Annotated in this window: 18 protein-coding genes; 9 read left to right on the top strand and 9 right to left on the bottom strand. The window is 38.8% G+C overall.

From position 1 onward, the window contains the following. The first annotated feature begins 70 nt into the window (after window positions 1-70). Window positions 71-1,102 (top strand): Rgg/GadR/MutR family transcriptional regulator, encoded by a 1,032-nt coding sequence (locus tag J0J35_RS01475; protein WP_206917275.1) that lies wholly within the window; start codon window positions 71-73, stop codon window positions 1,100-1,102. A 17-nt stretch (window positions 1,103-1,119) separates the two neighbouring features. Next, window positions 1,120-1,770 (top strand): DUF5626 family protein, encoded by a 651-nt coding sequence (locus J0J35_RS01480; RefSeq protein ID WP_117517488.1) that lies wholly within the window; start codon window positions 1,120-1,122, stop codon window positions 1,768-1,770. Between the two features lie 174 nt (window positions 1,771-1,944). Here J0J35_RS01480 and J0J35_RS01485 read toward each other — a convergent pair whose 3' ends face one another. The 4 genes from J0J35_RS01485 to J0J35_RS01500 form a co-directional block, all read right to left on the bottom strand. Further along, window positions 1,945-2,898 (bottom strand): ABC transporter permease, encoded by a 954-nt coding sequence (locus J0J35_RS01485; protein ID WP_206917278.1) that lies wholly within the window; start codon window positions 2,896-2,898, stop codon window positions 1,945-1,947. Beyond that, complete coding sequence (locus tag J0J35_RS01490; protein ID WP_019292477.1) at window positions 2,898-3,968, bottom strand: ABC transporter permease; 1,071 nt, start codon at window positions 3,966-3,968, stop codon at window positions 2,898-2,900. Before J0J35_RS01490 ends, J0J35_RS01485 begins: the two co-directional genes overlap by 1 nt. Beyond that, window positions 3,952-5,481: an ABC transporter ATP-binding protein gene (locus J0J35_RS01495; RefSeq protein WP_004258328.1), complete on the bottom strand. Its 1,530-nt coding sequence runs from the start codon at window positions 5,479-5,481 to the stop codon at window positions 3,952-3,954. The genes J0J35_RS01490 and J0J35_RS01495 overlap by 17 nt, the downstream gene beginning before the upstream one ends. 282 nt (window positions 5,482-5,763) lie before the next feature. Continuing rightward, a complete protein-coding gene (locus J0J35_RS01500; protein WP_117517484.1) occupies window positions 5,764-7,389 on the bottom strand; it encodes an NFACT family protein in 1,626 nt (541 codons plus the stop codon). 103 nt (window positions 7,390-7,492) lie between these two features. Between J0J35_RS01500 and queG the strand changes: the two genes are divergently transcribed. The 4 genes from queG (at window position 7,493) to ftsX (ending at window position 11,523) form a co-directional block, all read left to right on the top strand. Further along, a complete protein-coding gene (queG, locus tag J0J35_RS01505) occupies window positions 7,493-8,548 on the top strand; it encodes a tRNA epoxyqueuosine(34) reductase QueG (protein ID WP_117517482.1) in 1,056 nt (351 codons plus the stop codon). Window positions 8,549-8,599: 51 nt separating this feature from the next. Then, window positions 8,600-9,697, top strand: coding sequence for a peptide chain release factor 2 (gene prfB / locus J0J35_RS01510; RefSeq protein WP_029343296.1), 1,098 nt, complete (start codon window positions 8,600-8,602; stop codon window positions 9,695-9,697). A 205-nt stretch (window positions 9,698-9,902) separates the two neighbouring features. After that, window positions 9,903-10,595, top strand: coding sequence for a cell division ATP-binding protein FtsE (ftsE, locus tag J0J35_RS01515; protein WP_017369093.1), 693 nt, complete (start codon window positions 9,903-9,905; stop codon window positions 10,593-10,595). Beyond that, a complete protein-coding gene (gene ftsX, locus J0J35_RS01520) occupies window positions 10,588-11,523 on the top strand; it encodes a permease-like cell division protein FtsX (protein ID WP_019293704.1) in 936 nt (311 codons plus the stop codon). The genes ftsE and ftsX overlap by 8 nt, the downstream gene beginning before the upstream one ends. Window positions 11,524-11,622: 99 nt before the next feature. Here the strand turns inward: ftsX and nrdF are convergent, their stop codons facing one another. The 5 genes from nrdF to plsY form a co-directional block, all read right to left on the bottom strand. Beyond that, a complete protein-coding gene (nrdF, locus tag J0J35_RS01525; RefSeq protein ID WP_019292482.1) occupies window positions 11,623-12,609 on the bottom strand; it encodes a class 1b ribonucleoside-diphosphate reductase subunit beta in 987 nt (328 codons plus the stop codon). Window positions 12,610-12,623: 14 nt separating this feature from the next. Further along, window positions 12,624-14,792 carry a class 1b ribonucleoside-diphosphate reductase subunit alpha gene (gene nrdE, locus J0J35_RS01530; RefSeq protein WP_206917281.1) on the bottom strand — a complete coding sequence of 723 codons (2,169 nt, stop codon included), beginning with the start codon at window positions 14,790-14,792 and terminating at the stop codon, window positions 12,624-12,626. 53 nt (window positions 14,793-14,845) lie between these two features. Beyond that, window positions 14,846-15,265, bottom strand: a complete 420-nt coding sequence (nrdI, locus tag J0J35_RS01535) for a class Ib ribonucleoside-diphosphate reductase assembly flavoprotein NrdI (RefSeq protein ID WP_019292484.1) — start codon at window positions 15,263-15,265, stop codon at window positions 14,846-14,848. Continuing rightward, complete coding sequence (nrdH, locus tag J0J35_RS01540) at window positions 15,262-15,480, bottom strand: glutaredoxin-like protein NrdH (protein WP_206917284.1); 219 nt, start codon at window positions 15,478-15,480, stop codon at window positions 15,262-15,264. The genes nrdI and nrdH overlap by 4 nt, the downstream gene beginning before the upstream one ends. 108 nt (window positions 15,481-15,588) lie before the next feature. Further along, window positions 15,589-16,227: a glycerol-3-phosphate 1-O-acyltransferase PlsY gene (gene plsY, locus J0J35_RS01545; RefSeq protein ID WP_019293702.1), complete on the bottom strand. Its 639-nt coding sequence runs from the start codon at window positions 16,225-16,227 to the stop codon at window positions 15,589-15,591. Between the two features lie 229 nt (window positions 16,228-16,456). Between plsY and parE the strand changes: the two genes are divergently transcribed. The 3 genes from parE to J0J35_RS01560 are packed head-to-tail and all read left to right on the top strand — an operon-like array spanning window position 16,457 to window position 19,724. Then, the gene (gene parE, locus J0J35_RS01550; protein ID WP_019292487.1) at window positions 16,457-18,394 is read left to right on the top strand and encodes a DNA topoisomerase IV subunit B; all 1,938 of its coding nucleotides are present in this window, start codon (window positions 16,457-16,459) and stop codon (window positions 18,392-18,394) included. Window positions 18,395-18,417: 23 nt separating this feature from the next. Beyond that, complete coding sequence (locus tag J0J35_RS01555; RefSeq protein WP_117517480.1) at window positions 18,418-19,260, top strand: PolC-type DNA polymerase III; 843 nt, start codon at window positions 18,418-18,420, stop codon at window positions 19,258-19,260. Window positions 19,261-19,262: 2 nt separating this feature from the next. Further along, window positions 19,263-19,724 carry a GNAT family N-acetyltransferase gene (locus J0J35_RS01560; RefSeq protein ID WP_206917287.1) on the top strand — a complete coding sequence of 154 codons (462 nt, stop codon included), beginning with the start codon at window positions 19,263-19,265 and terminating at the stop codon, window positions 19,722-19,724. The last annotated feature ends 19 nt before the right edge of the window (window positions 19,725-19,743 follow it).

Genomic DNA, 19,743 nt, shown 5'->3' on the forward strand with positions numbered 1-19,743 from the left:
TTTTGAGCTTTTTTCAATTTTTTTTCGTACTAAATAATAAGAATAAAAAAGTTGAGGAAAAAGATATGATATGGCTAAAAAAGTACACTATGGCAAAGTTTTTCAAAAGATAAGGAAGGGAAGAAAGTTATCTCTGAAGGATTTCGAGGGGATCGTTCCGCGTAGGAGTCTGTCTCGTTATGAAAGAGGGGAGACTGTGTTCCCGATAGTTAAACTGCAGGCATTATTGGAAAGTATTGACTTAAATATTATTGATTTTTATCATCTGGCCCACAAAGAGAAGATATATGGCAGATACGGAAAAATATTTACAAAAATCAGAAAACAAAACGGCTTTTCACGAGAAGCCTTTACGCATCTTTCTATTTCTGAGGCACAACTGAAACTTTTTGAGTCAGGAAGAATTATGTTTGAGTTTGATAAACTATATGCGATGCTTATGGAGATGAATACAAGTCTTGAAGATTATTGTTCTCTCCTCGAAAAAGGTAGTGAAAGTCCTGTAGAGTATGTGCTGGAGCAGGTAGACCTTGCTTATTATAGAGCTGATACTACGAAGCTAAATAGTTTATATGCGGAGCTGGATGAGTATAGTGATCATTTTTTCCTATCCCTTTGCCTCAAAGGAATCTTGAAGAAAATTTCTGAACATGAGATGCTAGAACTAAAAAGCTATTTTATTACAAGAGAATATTGGACAAATCAGGAGCTTTTTATTTTTCAATATAGTTCTAAGTTTTTAAGTTCAGACCACTTGAAGTTAATTTGTGAAAATTTGCTGACTTCTAAAACAATTTTTAAAGGACAAAATATCTACCAAAGACGTTTAGTTTTGGCGGGCCTTGAAATAATGCTCTTAAGACTAAAGGAAAATAGTCTTATTGAAGCAGCATATTTCTTGAAATTTGCTAGAGAATTTGTTCATGAAACAGATGAACTTGCAAAAATTGCCTGTCTTTTTGTAGAATGTTTATTTAAATACAAACAAACTGGAAAAGTACAGTATAAAACTACAATGAAGTCTATCTGCAAAGCTTCTTATATGTATGATGGACTCATGAAAAACTGGTATCAGAAAAATTATGAAAGCTATGTAAAGTAGGGTATATCTAATTAAATATGGATTATCAAAGAGCTCTAGATGATTTATATTTAAAGGAACTTTTATATAGAGAAAAGATAAGGAGGTTAATTATTCATAGTTGGGATGTGTCATCCAGAAGAAATTGGAAAAAGAAAGGAAATATCGTGAAAAGGACTATTATTCGTTTAAGCAGCATAGTAACGTTATTCTTAGCTTTTGTACTATTTTCTGCTTCCATTGCTTATGCAGAAGACGGAGCGGGCATTTCTTCATTAGTTGAATCTACTCTTGTAAGGGATTCAACTTTTGATTTAGAAGCTTTACCACACGAGGGAGAAACTAAGACAGTGAGAGACAAGAATGGAGAAGAAACTCATTTTTCAGTAATACCTGAAAACAGTAATTTAAATCGTATAGCTAATGGAAAATATAGGATAAGCGCTTGGGGGATTGGCTGGAGAGTTACTTATTATATCAGAGTAGTTAATAATAGGATACTTTCCGCATATGATTTAAATTACATTATAGCAATGCCTGTTCGTTACTCTAATGTAAAAGTTGATCATAGTAGGCAAGCAACGGCACGCTTTGGTTTTAATACACCAATACACAATGTACTTTCTTGGACAGGGTGGGTTCGAGTAAGACTGGATAATTCTAATAGGATAGTGGTATATAATAATTGATTTTAGTTAGTATAGTTTTTATAATAATCATAGTTTTAATTGTCGTACTCGTTTATCTCCTCAAAAAACTTATTTTGAAAATAAATAAGTAACCATCCGTAATGATGTGATATATGATTCGATTAATCCTTATAAAATAAAAAAAGCATTTCAATTTGAGATGCTTTTTTTATTTTATTTCGTTTTAATATAGTTAACACCGTCAGCTTTAGGGGCAACAGCTTTTCCAAGAAAGGCCGCAAGAACGATGATTGTTACTACGTATGGTGCCATTTGGAGGAAGGCAGAAGGAATTTCTTTGATAACGGGAATTTGGCCGCCTACGACTGCCAGTGAGGTAGAAAGTCCAAAGAGGAGGGAAGCAAGCATCGCTCCAACAGGATTCCATTTACCAAAGATCATAGCAGCCAATGAGATGAAACCTTGCCCTGCGATTGTAGCCACAGAGAAGTTACCCGAGATAGATTGGGCATAAATTGCACCACCAATACCACCAAGGATACCGGAGATGATAACCCCAGCATAACGCATAAGGTAAACATTGATACCGAGAGTATCTGCTGCTTGAGGGTTTTCACCTACTGAGCGGAGACGAAGTCCGAATTTCGTTTTAAAGAGAAGATACCAAGAGAGGAAGGCAACGAGAATTGCAAGAAAACCTGGTAGTGAAGTCTGTGAGAAGAAGATTTGTCCAATCACAGGAATTTTTGAGAGAACAGGGAAATTCCAGTAACCAATTTGGTTAGTAATATTTACCTGTCCAGCATTGTAAAACGTTTGAATTAAGAATACGCCAAGCGCAGGAGCCATTAAGTTAAGAACTGTACCTGAGACGATATGGTCAGCGTGGAAGTTAATGGTTGCTACCGCATGAATCAGGGAGAAGATACCACCAATAAATGCTCCAAAGAGGATGGAGAGCCAAGGTGTCATTCCACCAAATGTTTCTGTGAAAGTAAGGTTAAAGACGACAGAACTGAAAGCCCCCATTGTCATAATACCTTCTAAACCAACGTTGACGATACCACCACGTTCAGAGAATACTCCACCGATACTTGTAAAAATTAGAGGTGTTGAGTAAATAAGCATATTTGCAACAATAATTTGCAATGTATCTACGATATTCATTATGCTTTTTCTCCTTTCTTCTTAATATTTGGGAGAACCTTTTCGATAATATATTTTACGGCAATAAAGAAGATGATTGTAGCTGTGACAATCTGTACAATTTGCGGTGGAATATTATCGATATTACTCATATTTCCTGAACCTGTTTGAAGCATTGAGAACAAGAAGGCAGCAAATAGGATACCGACAGGATTTGTTTCACCTAAGAGTGCAACAGCCATACCGTTGAAACCAATGTCTAGTGTTGCGGATTGTGTAACGAAGTTTTGCATGTATCCAAAACCGTAAACTACACCGCCAAGACCTGAGAGAGCTCCGGCAACTAACATTGACATGATGATTGTACGTTTGGCTGAAATTCCTGCATACTCAGAAGCATCTGGATTTAAACCGACAGACTTAATTTCAAAACCAAGTGTAGTCTTAGAAAGGACAATAGCCATAATGACAAGAACGATTAAAGCAATAAAAAGGCCAATATTCAAGGTTGAATTATTTGTCAAATCTGACAACCAACCTGTACGGAAGGAAGCATTTGCACTAATCAATTTTGTTTGGTCAGTTGAATTAGGCATCATTATTTTTGAACTAAAGACATCATGAATCAAGAAGGTTGACATAAAGAGGATGACATAGTTAAGCATGATGGTAGTGATGACTTCCGAAGTACCTAAGAAAGCACGTAAGATACCAGGAATTGCACCCATAAGAGCTCCAAAGAGCATACCGATAATGATTACTAATGGAATCATAATTGGTTTAGGGATGTCAGGGAAACTGAGGGCAAACCACATTGACATAATCCAACCTGCAAGAGCCTGACCTGACATACCGATATTAAAGAGACCGGCCTTCATACCAACAGAGAAACCTAAGGCACAAAGAATCAAAGGTCCCATAGTTTGAAGTGTTTCACCAATGGCACGTGGTGTACCGAAGGCACCGATAATTAAATCTTCGTAACCATATATAGGATTAAAGCCGAAGATGAGCATAATGATTGCACCAATTAAGAAACCAGAAAGTACGGCGATAATAGGTACAAGGATTTTTTTAGTTTTGCTGTTCATTGATATTACCTCCGACCATGAGAATTCCAAGTTCTTGTTTGCTTGTCGTTTCAGGACTGACAATTCCTTGAATTTGTCCATCGTGAATAACAGCAATACGGTCCGAAACATTCAGAATTTCATCTAATTCAAAAGATACAACGAGCACAGCTTTTCCTTCATCACGTGCTTGAATCAAACGCTTGTGGATATATTCAATGGCACCGACATCAAGCCCACGTGTTGGTTGAGCAACAATAAGCAAGTCAGGATTACGATCGACCTCACGCGCAATAACAGCTTTTTGTTGGTTCCCGCCTGAAAGTGATTTGAAAGGAATTTGTTCACCAGCACCGCGGACGTCGAACTCTTCCATAAGTTCGCGGGCTTTAGCATTGATTTTATTGTAATCCAAGAAACCGTACTTACTTAATGGTGCTTTGTAATAAGTTTGAAGCGCAATATTTTCAGCAACAGTCATCTCGAGTACTGCACCATCACGGTGACGGTCTTCTGGGACATGACCTACAGAATCTTCAATGATTTTACGAGGTTTGTGAGTGGTGATGTCTTTACCTTTGAGTTTAACAGAACCAGAATCAATCTTCATCAAACCAGTAATGGCTTTAATCAATTCTGTTTGACCATTGCCATCAATACCAGCAAGACCGACAATCTCCCCAGCACGGACATCTAAAGAAAGTCCTTTTACAGCGAAGGAACCACGTTTTTCTTTAACAGAAATATTATCAATACAGAGAACAACGTCCTGCGGTTGAGCAGCTTCTTTTTCCGTTTTGAAAGATACAGAACGCCCCACCATCATTTCAGCGAGTTCTTTATTTGACTTATCTCCCAGTTCGACTGTTTCAATAGAAACACCGCGGCGAATAACAGTAATACGATCAGCTACCGCACGGATTTCATCAAGCTTGTGGGTAATAAGAATGATGGACTTGCCTTCTTTAACCAAATTGCGCATGATTTCCATGAGCTCAGTGATTTCAGAGGGAGTCAGCACAGCTGTAGGTTCGTCAAAAATTAAGATATCTGCTCCACGATAAAGTGTCTTCAAAATTTCAACACGTTGCTGCTGTCCAACAGAGATATCGCGAACAAGTGCATCGGGTTCGACAGAAAGTCCATAACGTTTTGACAATTCCACGATTTTATTTCGAGCTGTTTTAAGGTCAAGGCTTAAGCCTTTCGTCACTTCACTTCCGAGCATGATATTTTCAGTAACAGTAAAGGCATCAATCAGCATGAAATGCTGGTGAACCATACCGATACCAAGCTGAGAAGCTTTTGTTGGAGAGTCTATTTGCTCGAGTTTGCCGTTAACATGAATCTCGCCTTCTGTAGGTTCCAGAAGACCAGAGAGCATGTTCATCAGAGTTGATTTACCGGCACCATTTTCACCGAGCAAGGCGTGAATTTCACCTTTTTTCAGCTCCAAGTTGATCTTGTCGTTTGCGACAAAGTCACCAAACTTTTTGGTAACGTTGATCATTTGGATAACATTTTCGTTGGCCATGGCGGCTCCTTCTAAAAAAATTTATGACATAATGCCTAAAGTTAAAAAAGAAAGACTTACTGGAAAGCCCTAATATAGCTACACTTTAGACAAAATAATTACATTTTATTATAACAAATATCGGGGCTTTTATAAAGAACTTTCTATACCTAAAAATGAAGCGGTTTCACAGATTGTTAAAGTTTTCAGTGTTTTAAAGGGTTTTTGACAATTTTTACATAGAAAATTTAACGGGACTTTGATAAACTAAAAAGTTCACAAAAATTATATGTGAACTTTTTTTTATTTTATTTTTGCTTTTTTGATGATGGTCTCATCAGGCGTAACACGAATAGTTTTTTGACCAGTATAAGTCACAAATCCTGGAGGAGTTCCTGTTGGCTTATGAAGTTTCTTCACATCAATCATATCAACCTGTACTAAGTTAGAATAACGGGCCTTAGAAAAATAAGCTGCGAGTTCTCCGGCGAAAGTTATCGTTTCATCTGAAGGATTTGCATTCCCAGTAATTAAGACATGGGAACCAGGAATATCCTTCACATGGAACCAGAGGTCACCTTTACGACTGAGTTTAAAACTGACTTGCTCATTTTGAAGGTTATTTTTACCGACAAGAATAATCGTTCCATCTTCAGCTTGATACTTTTCTGGAGGCAGCATTTTTTGTTTTTTATTATTCCGATATTTTGCCTTAACAAATCCTGTTTGGATGAGTTCTTCACGGATATCGGCAATTTCAACGACGTCAGCATGCGTAAGATTAGCTTCAACAGATTCCAAGTAAGAAATTGTCTGTTTAGTGTTCGCGATTTGATCGCCAAGAAACTTCACAGCCTGTTTTAATTTTTGGTAGCGGTGGAAGTAGCGTTGGGCATTCTGTGAAGGACTAAGTGCAAGATTTAGGCTAATCGTGATTGGCTCATTGGTATAATAATTATCTAAGGTCACTTCAGGCTTATCGTTTGGAACTTGATGAAGGAAGGTTGTAAGCAGCTCTCCTTTTTGGCGGAAAATCTCAGCATTCTCTGTAGCACGTAACTCCGCTTCCTGTTTTTTGAGCTTGTCACGATTTTTCTTAAGCTCATTTTGAACTTTTTTGATCACTTCACTAGCAACTTGCTTTACACGATCACGCTCGGCTTTATCCGCATAATAAACATCGAGCATTTCAGATAAGCTGGGAAATTCTTGATAGTCTTCCGCAAGTTGAATGGCCGAAAATTTATCATTAGGATAGATTGAAGGAAGGACTTTATGCAATTTTTCCTTGAATTCCGGAAGTGTCAAGTTCTCTAAAGCTTGGAGGCTATCACGCCCGATACCTTGAAAGGTTGACTGTAATGTATGTGTCTGCAGTGCCTCAAAAATCTTTTCGTCAGAAGCTGTAAAAGGATCGACCTTATCGCTTGCCGGAGGGGCAATATAAGTCGAACCGGGAAGAAGGGTACGATATTGGTTTTGCGAAAATCCGACATGCTTAATGGTTTCAATAATTTTATTGCTGCTTTTATCCATAAGGATAATATTACTATGTTTCCCCATGATTTCGGCAACCAGTGCAATCTTCATGGCGTCACCAATTTCATCTTTGGTTGAGATATGGAAAATCAATTGGCGGTCATTGCCTACTTGCTCAATATCTTCAATAAAAGCGCCAGATAGGTACTTGCGCAAAATCATGACAAAATTATTAGGATTTTGAGGATTTTGGAAGTCTGTCTTAGTGATTTGGATTCTGCCGAAAGTTGGATGAGCAGATAATAGTAATTTATGTGATGTTCTTCCTGAACGAACCGTTAAAAGAAGTTCTTGTTCAAAAGGCTGATTGATTTTTTGAATTCGTCCTCCTTTAAGGATTTCAGAAATTTCAGCTGTCATATGATGTAAAAAAATACCGTCGAAAGCCATGTTTTACCCCGTGTTTCTTAATAATCTAATGCTTATTTTAACATAATTATGAAGGCTGTTGGTAAAAATTATGTTAAGATGTCTATAAAGAAAGGTTTAACAGATGAAAAGTTTAAAAGAAGAGATCCAAAAGCTTGCGGCAGACCTCAATATTCAAAAAATTGGATTTACAAAAGCAGATGATTTTGAATATCTTCGTGCCTCTTTGATTGAACAGAAAGAAGCAGGACACACGTCTGGTTTTGAACATAAAAATCTCGATGAGCGTTTACAACCAAAGTTGTCTCTCGAAGATGCAAAAACAATCATATCCATCGGTATAGCCTATCCTAATAAGGCAGAAGAAAAGCCCGAAAAAACAGAATTTCGTCGAGGTTCCTTCTCCCGGGGAAGTTGGGGTGAAGATTATCATCATGTGCTTCGCCGAAAGTTAAAAGAACTTGCGGAAGGGATAGAAAAAATAGCGGGTCGTTTTAACTATACAGCCATGGTGGATACAGGTGCACTTGTGGATGTCGCTGTAGCTGCGCGTGCAGGTTTGGGATTTGTGGGGAAAAACGGTTTACTCGTCAGCAAGGAGTACGGTTCTTGGATGTTTTTGGGCGAATTGGTGACCAATTTAGAGATTGAGGAAGATCAGCCTGTCGATTATGGCTGTGGCTCTTGTACACGCTGTGTCGATTTCTGTCCGACGAAGGCACTTTTAGGAGATGGGCGCTTAAATGCACAGCGTTGCTTATCTTATCAAACACAAACACGGGGGCCGATGCCAGAAGAATACCGTGAAAAAATTAAAACGGTAATTTATGGTTGTGATATTTGCCAAGTGGTTTGTCCCTATAATAAGGGAATAAACAGCCATTTCCACCCGGAAATGGAGCCCAATCCAGACTTGACAAACCCAGAGCTGCTCCCACTTTTGGATTTATCTAATAAAGAGTTTGCGAATAAATTTGGCAATATGGCAGGCAGCTGGCGAGGGAAGAATCCTATCCAACGCAATGCGATCTATGCCTTAGGAAATGCAAATGATCGCTCAGCATTACCTAAGTTGCACGAAATCGCTGAGAATGATGTTAGGGATTATATGGTAGATGCTGCCGAATGGGCGATTGAAAAACTCGAAAACAAGCATCGTATGCGACCACGAAAAAGATAGGAGCCTTAGAGCTGCTGTCTTTTTTTGGACAAATATGCTAAAATAGAGCCTATGGAACTATCTGAAATTAGAAATAAACTAGAGACATATGGTCAGAAAGTCGAAGATTTTCGTGGCTCACTTGACTTAGATCGCTTAGAAGAAGAAATCGCTTTGCTTGATAATGATATGGCTGAGCCTGACTTTTGGAATGATAATGAAGCTGCGCAAAAAGTCATTGATGAATCAAATGCGCTTAAGGCAAAGTATGAAAACTTCATGTCAATTGCAACACTTCATGAGGACAGTGAAGTGTTGTTGGAGATGCTTCAGGAAGAAGACGATGAAGATATGCAAGTCGAGCTTGAAGAGAACGTTGAGAAGTTAGGTAAAAAGATTGAAACTTACGAGTTGGAAATCATGCTCAACCAACCTTATGACCACATGAATGCCATCTTGGAAATTCACCCAGGATCTGGGGGAACCGAGTCACAAGACTGGGGCAGTATGCTCATGCGTATGTATGAACGCTGGGGCGCTGCACACGGCTTCAAGGTAGAAGTTTTGGATTATCAAGACGGAGATGTTGCAGGTCTAAAATCAGCGACATTAAAATTTGAGGGCCGAAATGCCTATGGCTTCTTACGAGGCGAAAAGGGAGTACACCGATTGGTGCGTATCTCGCCTTTTGACTCACAAAACCGTCGTCATACTTCATTTACTTCGGTAGATGTCATGCCAGAACTTGATGATACAGTTGAAGTTGATGTTCGCGATGCAGATATTAAGATGGATACTTTCCGCTCAGGTGGTGCAGGTGGGCAAAATGTCAATAAAGTCTCAACAGGTGTACGTTTGACACACGTTCCTACTGGAATTGTAGTGGCTTCTACAATGGACCGTACACAATACGGTAACCGAGACAAAGCAATGGCCATGCTGAAATCAAAACTTTATCAATTAGAGATGGATAAAAAACAAGCCGAAGTCGACGAACTCCGTGGTGATCAGTCAGACATCTCTTGGGGAAGTCAAATTCGTTCTTATGTCTTTATGCCTTATCAGTTGGTCAAAGACACAAGAACAGAGTATGAGACAGGGCAAATTGATAAAGTAATGGACGGAGATCTTGATGGCTTTATCCATGCTTACCTACGTTGGAAAATGTAAGTTGGTAATTCAAGCGAAATTCATTTGTAACTTTAAAGAAAAACTGTAAAATAATTTATACCTAAAAATCTTTTTATCTGGTATAATGAGAAGAACTTTGTTTTTTTTTGAATCAGGAAGAGTGGTTTCAAAAAAATATTTCTTATTCCTATCTATATAGGACGAGAAAAAAAGTTGCAAAACAATTCAATGGAGACTAGGGATAATGAGTATTATTAAATTAAATAATGTATCAAAAAAATACTCTAACGGAACAACAGCCTTACGTAACATCTCTCTTGACATCGAAGCAGGAGAATTTGTTTATATTGTTGGACCGTCTGGAGCTGGTAAGTCGACCTTTATTAAGTTGCTCTACCATGAACTAAAAATTGATAAAGGAACAGGCGTCGTTGCAAAGTTTGACTTGATGAAACTTAAACGTCGTGATGTGCCTTTGTTACGTCGTTCTGTAGGGGTTGTCTTCCAAGACTACAAACTCTTGCCGAAGAAGACTGTATATGAGAATATCGCTTATGCAATGGAAGTTGTCGGAAAACGTCCACGCGAAATCAAAAAACGTGTCAATGAAGTTTTGGATCTTGTAGGCCTAAAACATAAATTGCGTTCTTTCCCTGATGAACTTTCAGGTGGTGAACAACAACGTGTAGCAATTGCACGTTCAATCGCTAATGCGCCTAAACTCTTGATTGCTGACGAACCTACAGGAAACTTGGACCCAGAAAATTCATGGGAAATTATGAATTTGCTCGAAAAAATTAACTTGCAAGGAACAACTGTTCTCATGGCAACTCACAACAGCCAAATCGTAAACACATTACGTCACCGCGTTGTTGCTATTGAAAATGGACGTATCGTTCGAGACCAAGCGGAAGGAGATTACGGTTACGATGATTAGAAATTTATTTAAACATTTATTGGAATCACTGAAAAATCTCCGTCGTAACGGATGGATGACTGTAGCAGCAGTTTCCTCTGTAATGATTACTTTGACTTTAGTCGGACTTTTTCTCTCAGTTATTTTAAATACGGCGAAATTGTCCAGTGATATCGAAAAAAATGTACGTATTGTTGCATATATGGATTTGAATATTCATGATATGGATAAGAAAATTGAAGATCCAAAAAATCCTAAGAAAGAAATCAACAATCCAAACTATCGTAAAATTTATTCAGAAATTGAAAAAATCCCTGATGTTGCTTCAATCAAGTTCTCAAGTAAAGATGAACAACTTAAGCAATTGACAGAGACATTGGGTAGCACTTGGGCTCTTTTTCAAGGTGATGCTAACCCGCTCTACGATGCTTATATCGTTGAAGCAGATAACCCACAAGATGTCGAAAAAGTTGCCAGTGCTATTAAGAAAATCAACGGTATCCAATCTGCAAACTATGGTGGTGCCAATACAGAACGTATCCTTGCTTTAGGGAATAACGTGAAGATTTGGGGTGGTGCAGCAGCAGCTCTACTTATCTTAGTTGCTGTCTTCCTCATCTCAAACACAATCCGTATCACGATTATGTCACGTCAACGTGAGATTCAGATTATGCGATTGGTGGGTGCGCGTAATGGTTATATTCGTTGGCCATTCTTCCTGGAAGGTGCTTGGGTTGGACTCTTGGGAGCTATTGTCCCAAGTGTATTGATAGCTTGGCTTTATAACCTAGCTTTCACAAGCTTCACACCAAGCTTGAAACCACAAAGTCTATATCTGCTTCCCGCAGACACCTTTGTGCCAATGATGGTTGGCTTACTCTTCCTTATCGGTATCTTGATCGGTTCACTCGGAGCAGTAACTTCAATGCGTCGTTTCTTGAAAGTTTAAAAATGAAAAATGCGTACCAAATGGTATGCATTTTTTTGCAGTGTGGGTAAGCTATCAGTAATAAAAAAGACTAGGAAACAATTCCTAATCTTTTTTATTTTATTTCAAACCAATCATATAGTCGTCATCTGACATGGCTTCAACTTCACCGAGCAGGTAAGAATTACCAACTTGGCTAAAGAAGTCATGGTTTGATGAAGAAGTAGAGATACCGTTCATTACAACAGAGTTGACATCCGCTGCTGTATCAGGGAAGAGGGGATCTTGTCCTAAGTTCATAAGTGCCTTGTTGGCATTGTAACGAAGGAATTTCAAGACTTCATCTGTCCAGCCGATTTCATCGTAAAGCAAGTGTGTATAAGCTTCTTCGTTCTCATAAAGTTCGTAGAGCAAGTTGTACATCCAATCACGGAGTTCACTTTGTTCTTCTTCAGATAATTCGTTGAAACCAAGTTGGAACTTGTAACCGATATAAGTGCCGTGGACACTTTCATCACGAATAATAAGTTTGATGATTTCAGCAGAGTTGATCATCTTGTTGTTGCCGAGATACCAGAGTGGTGTGAAGAAACCAGAGTAGAAGAGGCAAGTTTCAAGGAAGACACTTGCGATTTTCTTCTGAAGTGCTGTACCATTTTGATAGATATCGTTGATGATTTCTGCCTTCTTTTGCATGTAAACATTTGTATCGACCCAATCAAAGAGCTCTTCAATCTCTGATTTTGTATTTAAAGTACTAAAGATTGTAGAGTAAGATTTGGCGTGAACGGACTCCATAAACTGGATATTGTTGAAGCATGCGATTTCTTGAGGAGTACGTGCATCATGTTTGAGCACCTCTGCACCATCAACAGATTGTAAAGTATCCAAGAGAGTCAAACCTGCAAAAGCTTTCGCGAAAGTATCACGTTCAACTTGAGGCAATTTGCGCCAATCGTCAAGGTCATTTGAAACAGGGACACGTGTGTCCAACCAAAACTGGCTGGTCAGTTTTTCCCAAGTATATTTATCAATAGAATCTTCAATTGCATTCCAGTTAATGGCTGCATAGTAAGTAGGGACTTTTTGGTTATTTTGTTCAGACATAGTATTTCCTTTTTTTAAACAACACAGCTTTCACATTGGTTTGAGCCAACTTCCTCTTCATCGTCAGTAAAGGTACGGACGTAGTAGATAGTTTTGATACCTTTATTGTAAGCATAGTTACGCAAGATACTCAAATCACGTGTTGTCATTTTATTATTTGCAATTTTCCACTCATAAAGGCCTTCAGGTAAAGTTGAACGCATGAAGAGGGTCATAGACAAACCTTGATCGACATGTTCTGTTGCAGCAGCGTAAACGTCAATGACAGCACGCATGTCTGTATCGTAAGCAGATTTGTAATAAGGAATGGTATCTGTTGAAAGACCAGCGGCTGGATAGTAAATCTTACCGACTTTCTTTTCTTGGCGTTCTTCGATACGGTTAACAATCGGGTGAATCGAAGAAGAACAGTCGTTGATATAAGAAATTGATCCATTAGGAGCAACGGCCATACGGTAAGAGTTATAAAGTCCACCTTGCATAACTTTTTCTTTTAAGGCAGCCCATTCAGCTGGGCCAGGTACAGCAATACCAGCGAAAAGTTCTTGGATTTCGTTTGGAACAGCGGCGAAATAGTCATGGTTAAGGTATTTGTCGAAGTAAGAGCCGTCCGCATAAGCAGATTTATCAAAGTCTTTGAAGGTTGCTTGGCGTTCAACTGCAAGTACGTTTGAAGCCACTAAAGTATAGTAGTTCAAGAGCATAAAGTAAACACTTGTAAAGTCAACAGCGGCTTTGCTGTCGTAATGGATATGGTTTTTAGCGAGGAAAGAATGAAGCCCCATAGCACCAAGTCCGATGGCACGCATTTCGTTATTTCCTTTACGTACAGTTGGTACAGAGTCAAGATTTGAAGTTTCAGAGATGAAAGTCAAGGCACGAACCATTGATTCAATTGAGCTTCCAAAGTCTGCGCCTGAAGTCATCATGTTCATGACATTTGTTGAACCCAAGTTACATGCAACGTCAGTACCTAATGTTGAATATGTTTGATCATCATTAAGCACAGAAGGTGTTTGAACTTGAAGGATTTCAGAACAAAGATTACTCATAGAGATAACACCATCGACAGGGTTAGCTTTGTTTACTGTATCAATGTTCACGATGTAAGGATAGCCAGATTCTTGTTGGAGTTTAGAAAGTTCTTGTTCCAACTCACGCGCGCTGATTTTGATTTTACGGATATTATCGTTTGCGAGCATGTTGTCGTATTCTGCTGTAATATCAACATGGGCAAAAGGCATACCATATTCTTTTTCAACAAAGTAAGGCTCAAAGAGGTACATATCTTCGCCCTTAGCTGCAAGTTCGTAGAATTTATCAGGAACAGTTACACCGAGTGACAAAGTTTTCACACGGATTTTCTCATCAGCATTTTCTTTTTTTGTTGAGAGGAATTCCATAATATCAGGGTGGAAAATGGAAAGATAAACCACACCAGCCCCTTGACGTTGTCCAAGTTGGTTGGCATAAGAAAAGCTATCTTCGAAAAGTTTCATCACGGGAACAACGCCCGCTGCAACGCCATCGTAACCTTTGATTGGTGCACCAGCACCACGTAAATTGGTCAAGTTAAGACCAACACCGCCTCCGTTTTTTGAAAGTTGGAGGGCAGAGTTAATGGTACGACCAATCGAATTCATATCGTCTGTCAGCTGTAAAAGGAAACAGCTGACAAACTCACCGCGGCGTTTACGTCCAGCATTGAGGAAAGTTGGAGTAGCAGGTTGGTAACGGCGATTAACCATAGCAAAGGCTAAATTACGTGCAAGTTTTGTATCACCATCAGCCATGTAGAGCGCGTTCATCAAGACGCGATCTTCAAAGTTTTCCAGATAGAGTGTACCTTCGTTGTTTTTCATGGCGTATTGATTGTAGAACTTGTAAGCAGCCATAAAGCTATCAAACTTAAAGCCAAAGTCCAACAATTCTTGATGAAGTTGTTCAATGAAACTCATTTCATACTTACGGATGAAGTCTTCTTCTAGGTAATCACCTTCTAGAAGGGCTTCAATTTTTTCGGCATAAGTATCTTTAGTGAAAGTGTTAGGCTCAACATTTTCCTTGAAGAAGGCAGTGATCGCTTCTTTGTCTTTTGCTAAAGGAATAGAGCCGTTAACGGGGATATTGATTTGATTGTTAAGTGTAAAGTACGTAACATCTTCAAGATTTTTAAGTGACATATATTTCTCCGGGGCTTTGCGCCCGCATGCTAATTTTTTATTTTTAGTGAAATTTATGATTTGAGACTGATGTTTGCTCCAGACTCTAATCGAGCTGCAATGTCTTCGACAGCAGCTACATCGCTCGGTGTACCATTAAATTCGAAATCGTAAACAATAGGAATTTGGAACTGAGCGGATAATTCTTTTGCGGTAAATATATATAAAGAAGCAAAATTTCGATTTCCTGTACCGACAATGCCTTTACAGTATTGCGCGTTATTGGCATAGGACATAAACTCAAAGACTGGGTCCATAATGTCCATGCTTTTTTCAGCTCCAGGAGTTTCATCCGCATAACTTGGGACGATAATCAGGAAATCTTCATTTGCTTCAAATTCGGGATCGTTAGGCAGAATTTCTTCATGCTCTAAATTGGTTTTATTGACAAAACGACGTGTTTGGCCAGTTATACTGAAATAGATTAATTTCATGCCAATTTTGCCAATTCGCTTGGGTTAAAACCAGAGAATGAAACGTCGTCTTTGACAACGATAGGTGCAGCACGATATCCCATATCAAGCACTGTTTGTACAAATTCTGGTTTTTCGTCAATGTTAATTTCTTCAAAGTCCACAGTGTGTTCTGTGAGCCATTTTTTTACCATTTTACATTGCATGCAGTTGTTTTTTGAGTATACAGTGACCATAATTATTCTCCAATTTTTTCTTTAATTTTATTCTTTTATTTTAGTATAAAAAAAATACCTAGTCAAGTTATCGATACTAGATATTGTGGTCTATAATTATGTAAAATACTATATATTGTGTTGTTTGCTGAGGTTTAAGCCGAATGGTACCAAAGATTCTTCTTTATTTTTTATTCTCTTAATGTTACTCTTGTGTCGAACGATGATAATAGAAGCCAAGGCTAAAATTATTACCGAAAACAAGGGATCGTAATCGGGTAAAATAAAGTGGAAATAAGGAAAAACAAGAACGCCAATCAGTGCAGCAATGGCTCCTAAAATAGAAGACAGGCTAATCATGCTGAAAAGGTAAAGCACGAGGAAGAAAACTACGGCCAGATAAAGGAGGAAAACGGGGTTAAATCCAAGAACAACACCAGCTGAAGTCGCAACAGCCTTTCCACCTTTAAATTTGTCAAAGACGGAAATGGTGTGACCAACGACCGCTAACAATCCAAAAATAAGTGGCGAAACACCATGAACATGGAAAATGAGAGGCAGAAGTGTGGCCAATGTACCTTTGAGAAGGTCAAAGATGAAAACAATGATGCCAGCTTTTTTTCCAAGAATACGGAAAGTATTCGTTGTACCAGTATTTCCAGAACCATACGCGTGCAGATCTTTTTTAAAGAAAATCTTTCCAATCCAAAGTCCTGCAGGAATCGCTCCAATAAGATAGGCAGCGATGCATAAAATTATTATAGTCATATCATCTTTCTTTTACGTTTGTAATAGCTCTACAATTATAACATAAAAGTTGACGATTTTTAGCGATTCTTTGAAAGAAAATCTTTTCAAATTTAATTTTTTTAGGTAATAGGGATAAAAAAGCTCAGTTTGTTTTATAAAGACTTTTGACAAAGGCTCTTGAAGAATGTAGAATAGGAAAGATGAATATTTCTGCTGGTTTAGAGCTAGCTTAAATGGAGAATAATGAATGGTAGATATAAATAATTACGACGACAGCGCGATTCAGGTCCTGGAAGGGCTTGATGCCGTAAGAAAGCGCCCAGGGATGTATATTGGTTCAACGGATTCAACAGGCTTGCATCACTTGATTTGGGAAATCGTAGATAATGCTGTCGATGAAGCCTTGTCAGGCTTTGGAACAAAGATTTCGGTAATATTAAATAAAGACGGCTCTGTTACTGTGGAAGATGAAGGGCGTGGAATGCCTGTCGGAATGCACGCTACAGGCAAACCGACTGTTGAAGTTATCTTTACTGTCCTTCATGCGGGTGGTAAGTTTGGCCAAGGTGGCTACAAAACATCCGGAGGCTTACATGGTGTAGGTTCTTCCGTCGTGAATGCCTTGTCAAGCTGGCTTGAAGTAGAGATTACACGTGATGGTAATGTTTATCGTCAACGTTTTGAGAACGGTGGACATCCTGTAACAACATTAGAAAAAATAGGTAAGGCACCAAAATCTAAAACAGGGACAAAAGTTACCTTTATGCCAGATGCGACGATTTTTTCGACGATTGAATTTAAATACCAAACAATCTCGGAAAGGTTAAACGAATCTGCCTTTCTTTTGAAAGACGTCACTCTCTCGCTTACAGATCAGCGTGGAGAAGAGGAAGTTAAGGAAGAATTCCACTATGAAAATGGCGTACAAGATTTTGTAGACTACCTCAATGAGGATAAGGATACGCTCACACCCGTTTTATATTTTGCAGGGGAACAAGATTCTTTCCAAGTAGAAGTAGCTTTACAATATAATGATGGTTATTCGGAAAATATCCTTTCTTTTGTTAACAATGTTCGGACAAAGGATGGCGGAACACATGAAGCTGGACTTAAAACGGCCTTGACCAAAGCCATGAATGATTATGCCAGAAAAACAGGTTTACTCAAAGACAAGGATAAAAATCTCGAAGGCTCAGACTATCGTGAAGGGCTGACAGCTGTTCTCTCTATTCTTGTACCAGAAGAATACTTGCAGTTTGAAGGGCAAACGAAAGATAAACTTGGGTCACCCTTAGCACGTCCAGCAGTTGATGCTCTGGTCTCTGAAAAATTGACTTTCTATCTTTTGGAGAATGGTGAACTGGCGCAAAATTTAATTCGTAAGGCGATTAAAGCGCGTGAAGCACGTGAAGCAGCACGCAAAGCACGTGAAGAATCTCGAACAGGTAAAAAGAATAAGAAAGACAAAGGACTTCTTTCAGGGAAATTAACACCAGCACAAACTAAAAATCCTAATAAAAATGAACTCTACCTTGTCGAAGGAGATTCTGCCGGTGGTTCAGCAAAACAAGGACGCGACCGTAAATTCCAAGCGATTTTACCTTTGCGTGGTAAGGTAATCAATACTGAAAAAGCCAAAATGCAGGATATCCTTAAAAACGAAGAAATCAACACAATGATTTACACTATTGGTGCGGGTGTTGGAGCAGATTTTACCCTCGCGGATCGGAACTATGATAAAGTAATTATTATGACCGATGCGGATACAGACGGTGCACATATCCAAACCCTACTTCTTACCTTTTTCTATCGCTACATGAAGCCTCTTCTCGAAAATGGGCACGTTTATATTGCCTTGCCACCGCTCTATAAGATGAGTCAAGGTAAAGGCAAAAAAGAAAAAGTTGCTTATGCTTGGACAGATGCTGAACTTGAAGAACTTCGTCAAACTTTTGGGAAGGGAGCAACGCTTCAGCGTTATAAAGGTCTAGGAGAAATGAATGCTGACCAGCTGTGGGAGACAACTATGAATCCTGAAACTCGTACATTGATTCAAGTAACTATTGATGATGCAGCGCAAGCTGAAAAACGGGTTTCAGTTTTGATGGGAGACAAGGTGGAGCCTCGTCGTAAATGGATTGAAAACAATGTGAAGTTTACATTGGAAGAAAACACAGTCTTTTAAGTAATTGCATATTTTTAGGAAAAATGAGAAAGGAATGTGATAAGGTGGAGCATTACGTAGTATTTGACTTTGAGACAACAGGATTTAGTCCTCAAAAAAATGAAATTATTCAAATTGGTGCTGTCAAATATGACCAATCGCACCAAGAAATTGCGCGCTTTAATCAGTTGATCAAACCCACGCGTTCTTATCTTCCAACTAAAATTTCAGAACTGACTGGAATTTGGCCGGCTTCCTTACTGGGGCAACCAGTTCTAGCTGAAGTTTTACCTGATTTTATAGCCTTTTCAAGGGATAGCTTGATGGTGGCTCATAATGCGCCTTTTGATGTCAGCTTTCTTTATCAGGCGATAGTAGATTGTGAGATTGGTGATGCACCTCATTTTCAAGTCTACGATACACTTTCTGAAGCAAAAAAATTAGTGCAGATGCCCAACTATAAGTTGGAAACCTTCAAGGATGTTTTAGGTATTGATTTGCGTAGCCACGATGCACTCAATGATTGCCTTATCACCGCCCGTCTCTATCAGTACTTACAAGACTTGTCACGTCCACCAAAACCGCAACTAGTATCAAACGAAAGTTTACAAATGGATTTGTTTGGTGAGATAGATACGACAATCACGGAAGAAGTTCGCCGAAAATTGAGCTTACCAATTACGAAAGATTTGGTTTATTATCGTAGAGATACACAGCGAAATTGGCAAAAATTCGAGGTGACAGGCTTAGCGATAACAGCAGCTTATTCAACGGGTTACAGTCTGACAGCTACGCTTTATAATAATGAGACAGTAACCATTCATTCTGACTTTTTGAAGGAAATGCAGAAAGCTAACTTTACAAACGAAATAGAAAAAGAGGGATAAATATGGCATGGAAGATTAAAAATTTCGAAGAACTTACGCGATCAGAACTCTACAAAATTTTACAAGTCCGCTCTGAAGTTTTTGTTGTTGAACAAGAATGTGCTTATCAAGATGTCGACGGTAAGGATCAAAAGTCATTGCACTTGTGGTTAGAAGATGATGAAGGTGCCATTCAATCCTACTGTCGTATCTTACCGGCGGGGCTTTCTTATCCTGAGGCCTCTATTGGCCGTGTACTGGTGAAGGAAAGCCAACGTGGCAAAGGAACGGCGCGTAAAATGATGCAACAGGGTCTTGAGATTCTGGCTCAATCATGGCGAGAACCTGTAGTGCGTATTGAAGCCCAGTATTATCTCCGTGCATTCTATGTTTCCTTTGGTTTCAAGGAAGATTCAGAACCCTTTTTGGAAGATGGCATAAAACATGTTGAAATGATTTTGGACTTAAAGGATTTTGCCTCTTAAAAAACATTTTGTAAGCTTA

This window comes from Lactococcus sp. LG606, from assembly GCF_017309645.1.
In the GTDB taxonomy this organism is placed as follows: Bacteria; Bacillota; Bacilli; order Lactobacillales; family Streptococcaceae; genus Lactococcus; species Lactococcus petauri.

Coding starts and splice junctions, on each gene's coding strand:
- J0J35_RS01475 (WP_206917275.1), top strand. CDS start 71: ATGGCTAAAAAAGTACACTATGGCAAAGTTTTTCAAAAGATAAGGAAG.
- J0J35_RS01480 (WP_117517488.1), top strand. CDS start 1,120: ATGGATTATCAAAGAGCTCTAGATGATTTATATTTAAAGGAACTTTTA.
- J0J35_RS01485 (WP_206917278.1), bottom strand. CDS start 2,898: ATGAATATCGTAGATACATTGCAAATTATTGTTGCAAATATGCTTATT.
- J0J35_RS01490 (WP_019292477.1), bottom strand. CDS start 3,968: ATGAACAGCAAAACTAAAAAAATCCTTGTACCTATTATCGCCGTACTT.
- J0J35_RS01495 (WP_004258328.1), bottom strand. CDS start 5,481: ATGGCCAACGAAAATGTTATCCAAATGATCAACGTTACCAAAAAGTTT.
- J0J35_RS01500 (WP_117517484.1), bottom strand. CDS start 7,389: ATGGCTTTCGACGGTATTTTTTTACATCATATGACAGCTGAAATTTCT.
- queG (WP_117517482.1), top strand. CDS start 7,493: ATGAAAAGTTTAAAAGAAGAGATCCAAAAGCTTGCGGCAGACCTCAAT.
- prfB (WP_029343296.1), top strand. CDS start 8,600: ATGGAACTATCTGAAATTAGAAATAAACTAGAGACATATGGTCAGAAA.
- ftsE (WP_017369093.1), top strand. CDS start 9,903: ATGAGTATTATTAAATTAAATAATGTATCAAAAAAATACTCTAACGGA.
- ftsX (WP_019293704.1), top strand. CDS start 10,588: ATGATTAGAAATTTATTTAAACATTTATTGGAATCACTGAAAAATCTC.
- nrdF (WP_019292482.1), bottom strand. CDS start 12,609: ATGTCTGAACAAAATAACCAAAAAGTCCCTACTTACTATGCAGCCATT.
- nrdE (WP_206917281.1), bottom strand. CDS start 14,792: ATGTCACTTAAAAATCTTGAAGATGTTACGTACTTTACACTTAACAAT.
- nrdI (WP_019292484.1), bottom strand. CDS start 15,265: ATGAAATTAATCTATTTCAGTATAACTGGCCAAACACGTCGTTTTGTC.
- nrdH (WP_206917284.1), bottom strand. CDS start 15,480: ATGGTCACTGTATACTCAAAAAACAACTGCATGCAATGTAAAATGGTA.
- plsY (WP_019293702.1), bottom strand. CDS start 16,227: ATGACTATAATAATTTTATGCATCGCTGCCTATCTTATTGGAGCGATT.
- parE (WP_019292487.1), top strand. CDS start 16,457: ATGGTAGATATAAATAATTACGACGACAGCGCGATTCAGGTCCTGGAA.
- J0J35_RS01555 (WP_117517480.1), top strand. CDS start 18,418: ATGAGAAAGGAATGTGATAAGGTGGAGCATTACGTAGTATTTGACTTT.
- J0J35_RS01560 (WP_206917287.1), top strand. CDS start 19,263: ATGGCATGGAAGATTAAAAATTTCGAAGAACTTACGCGATCAGAACTC.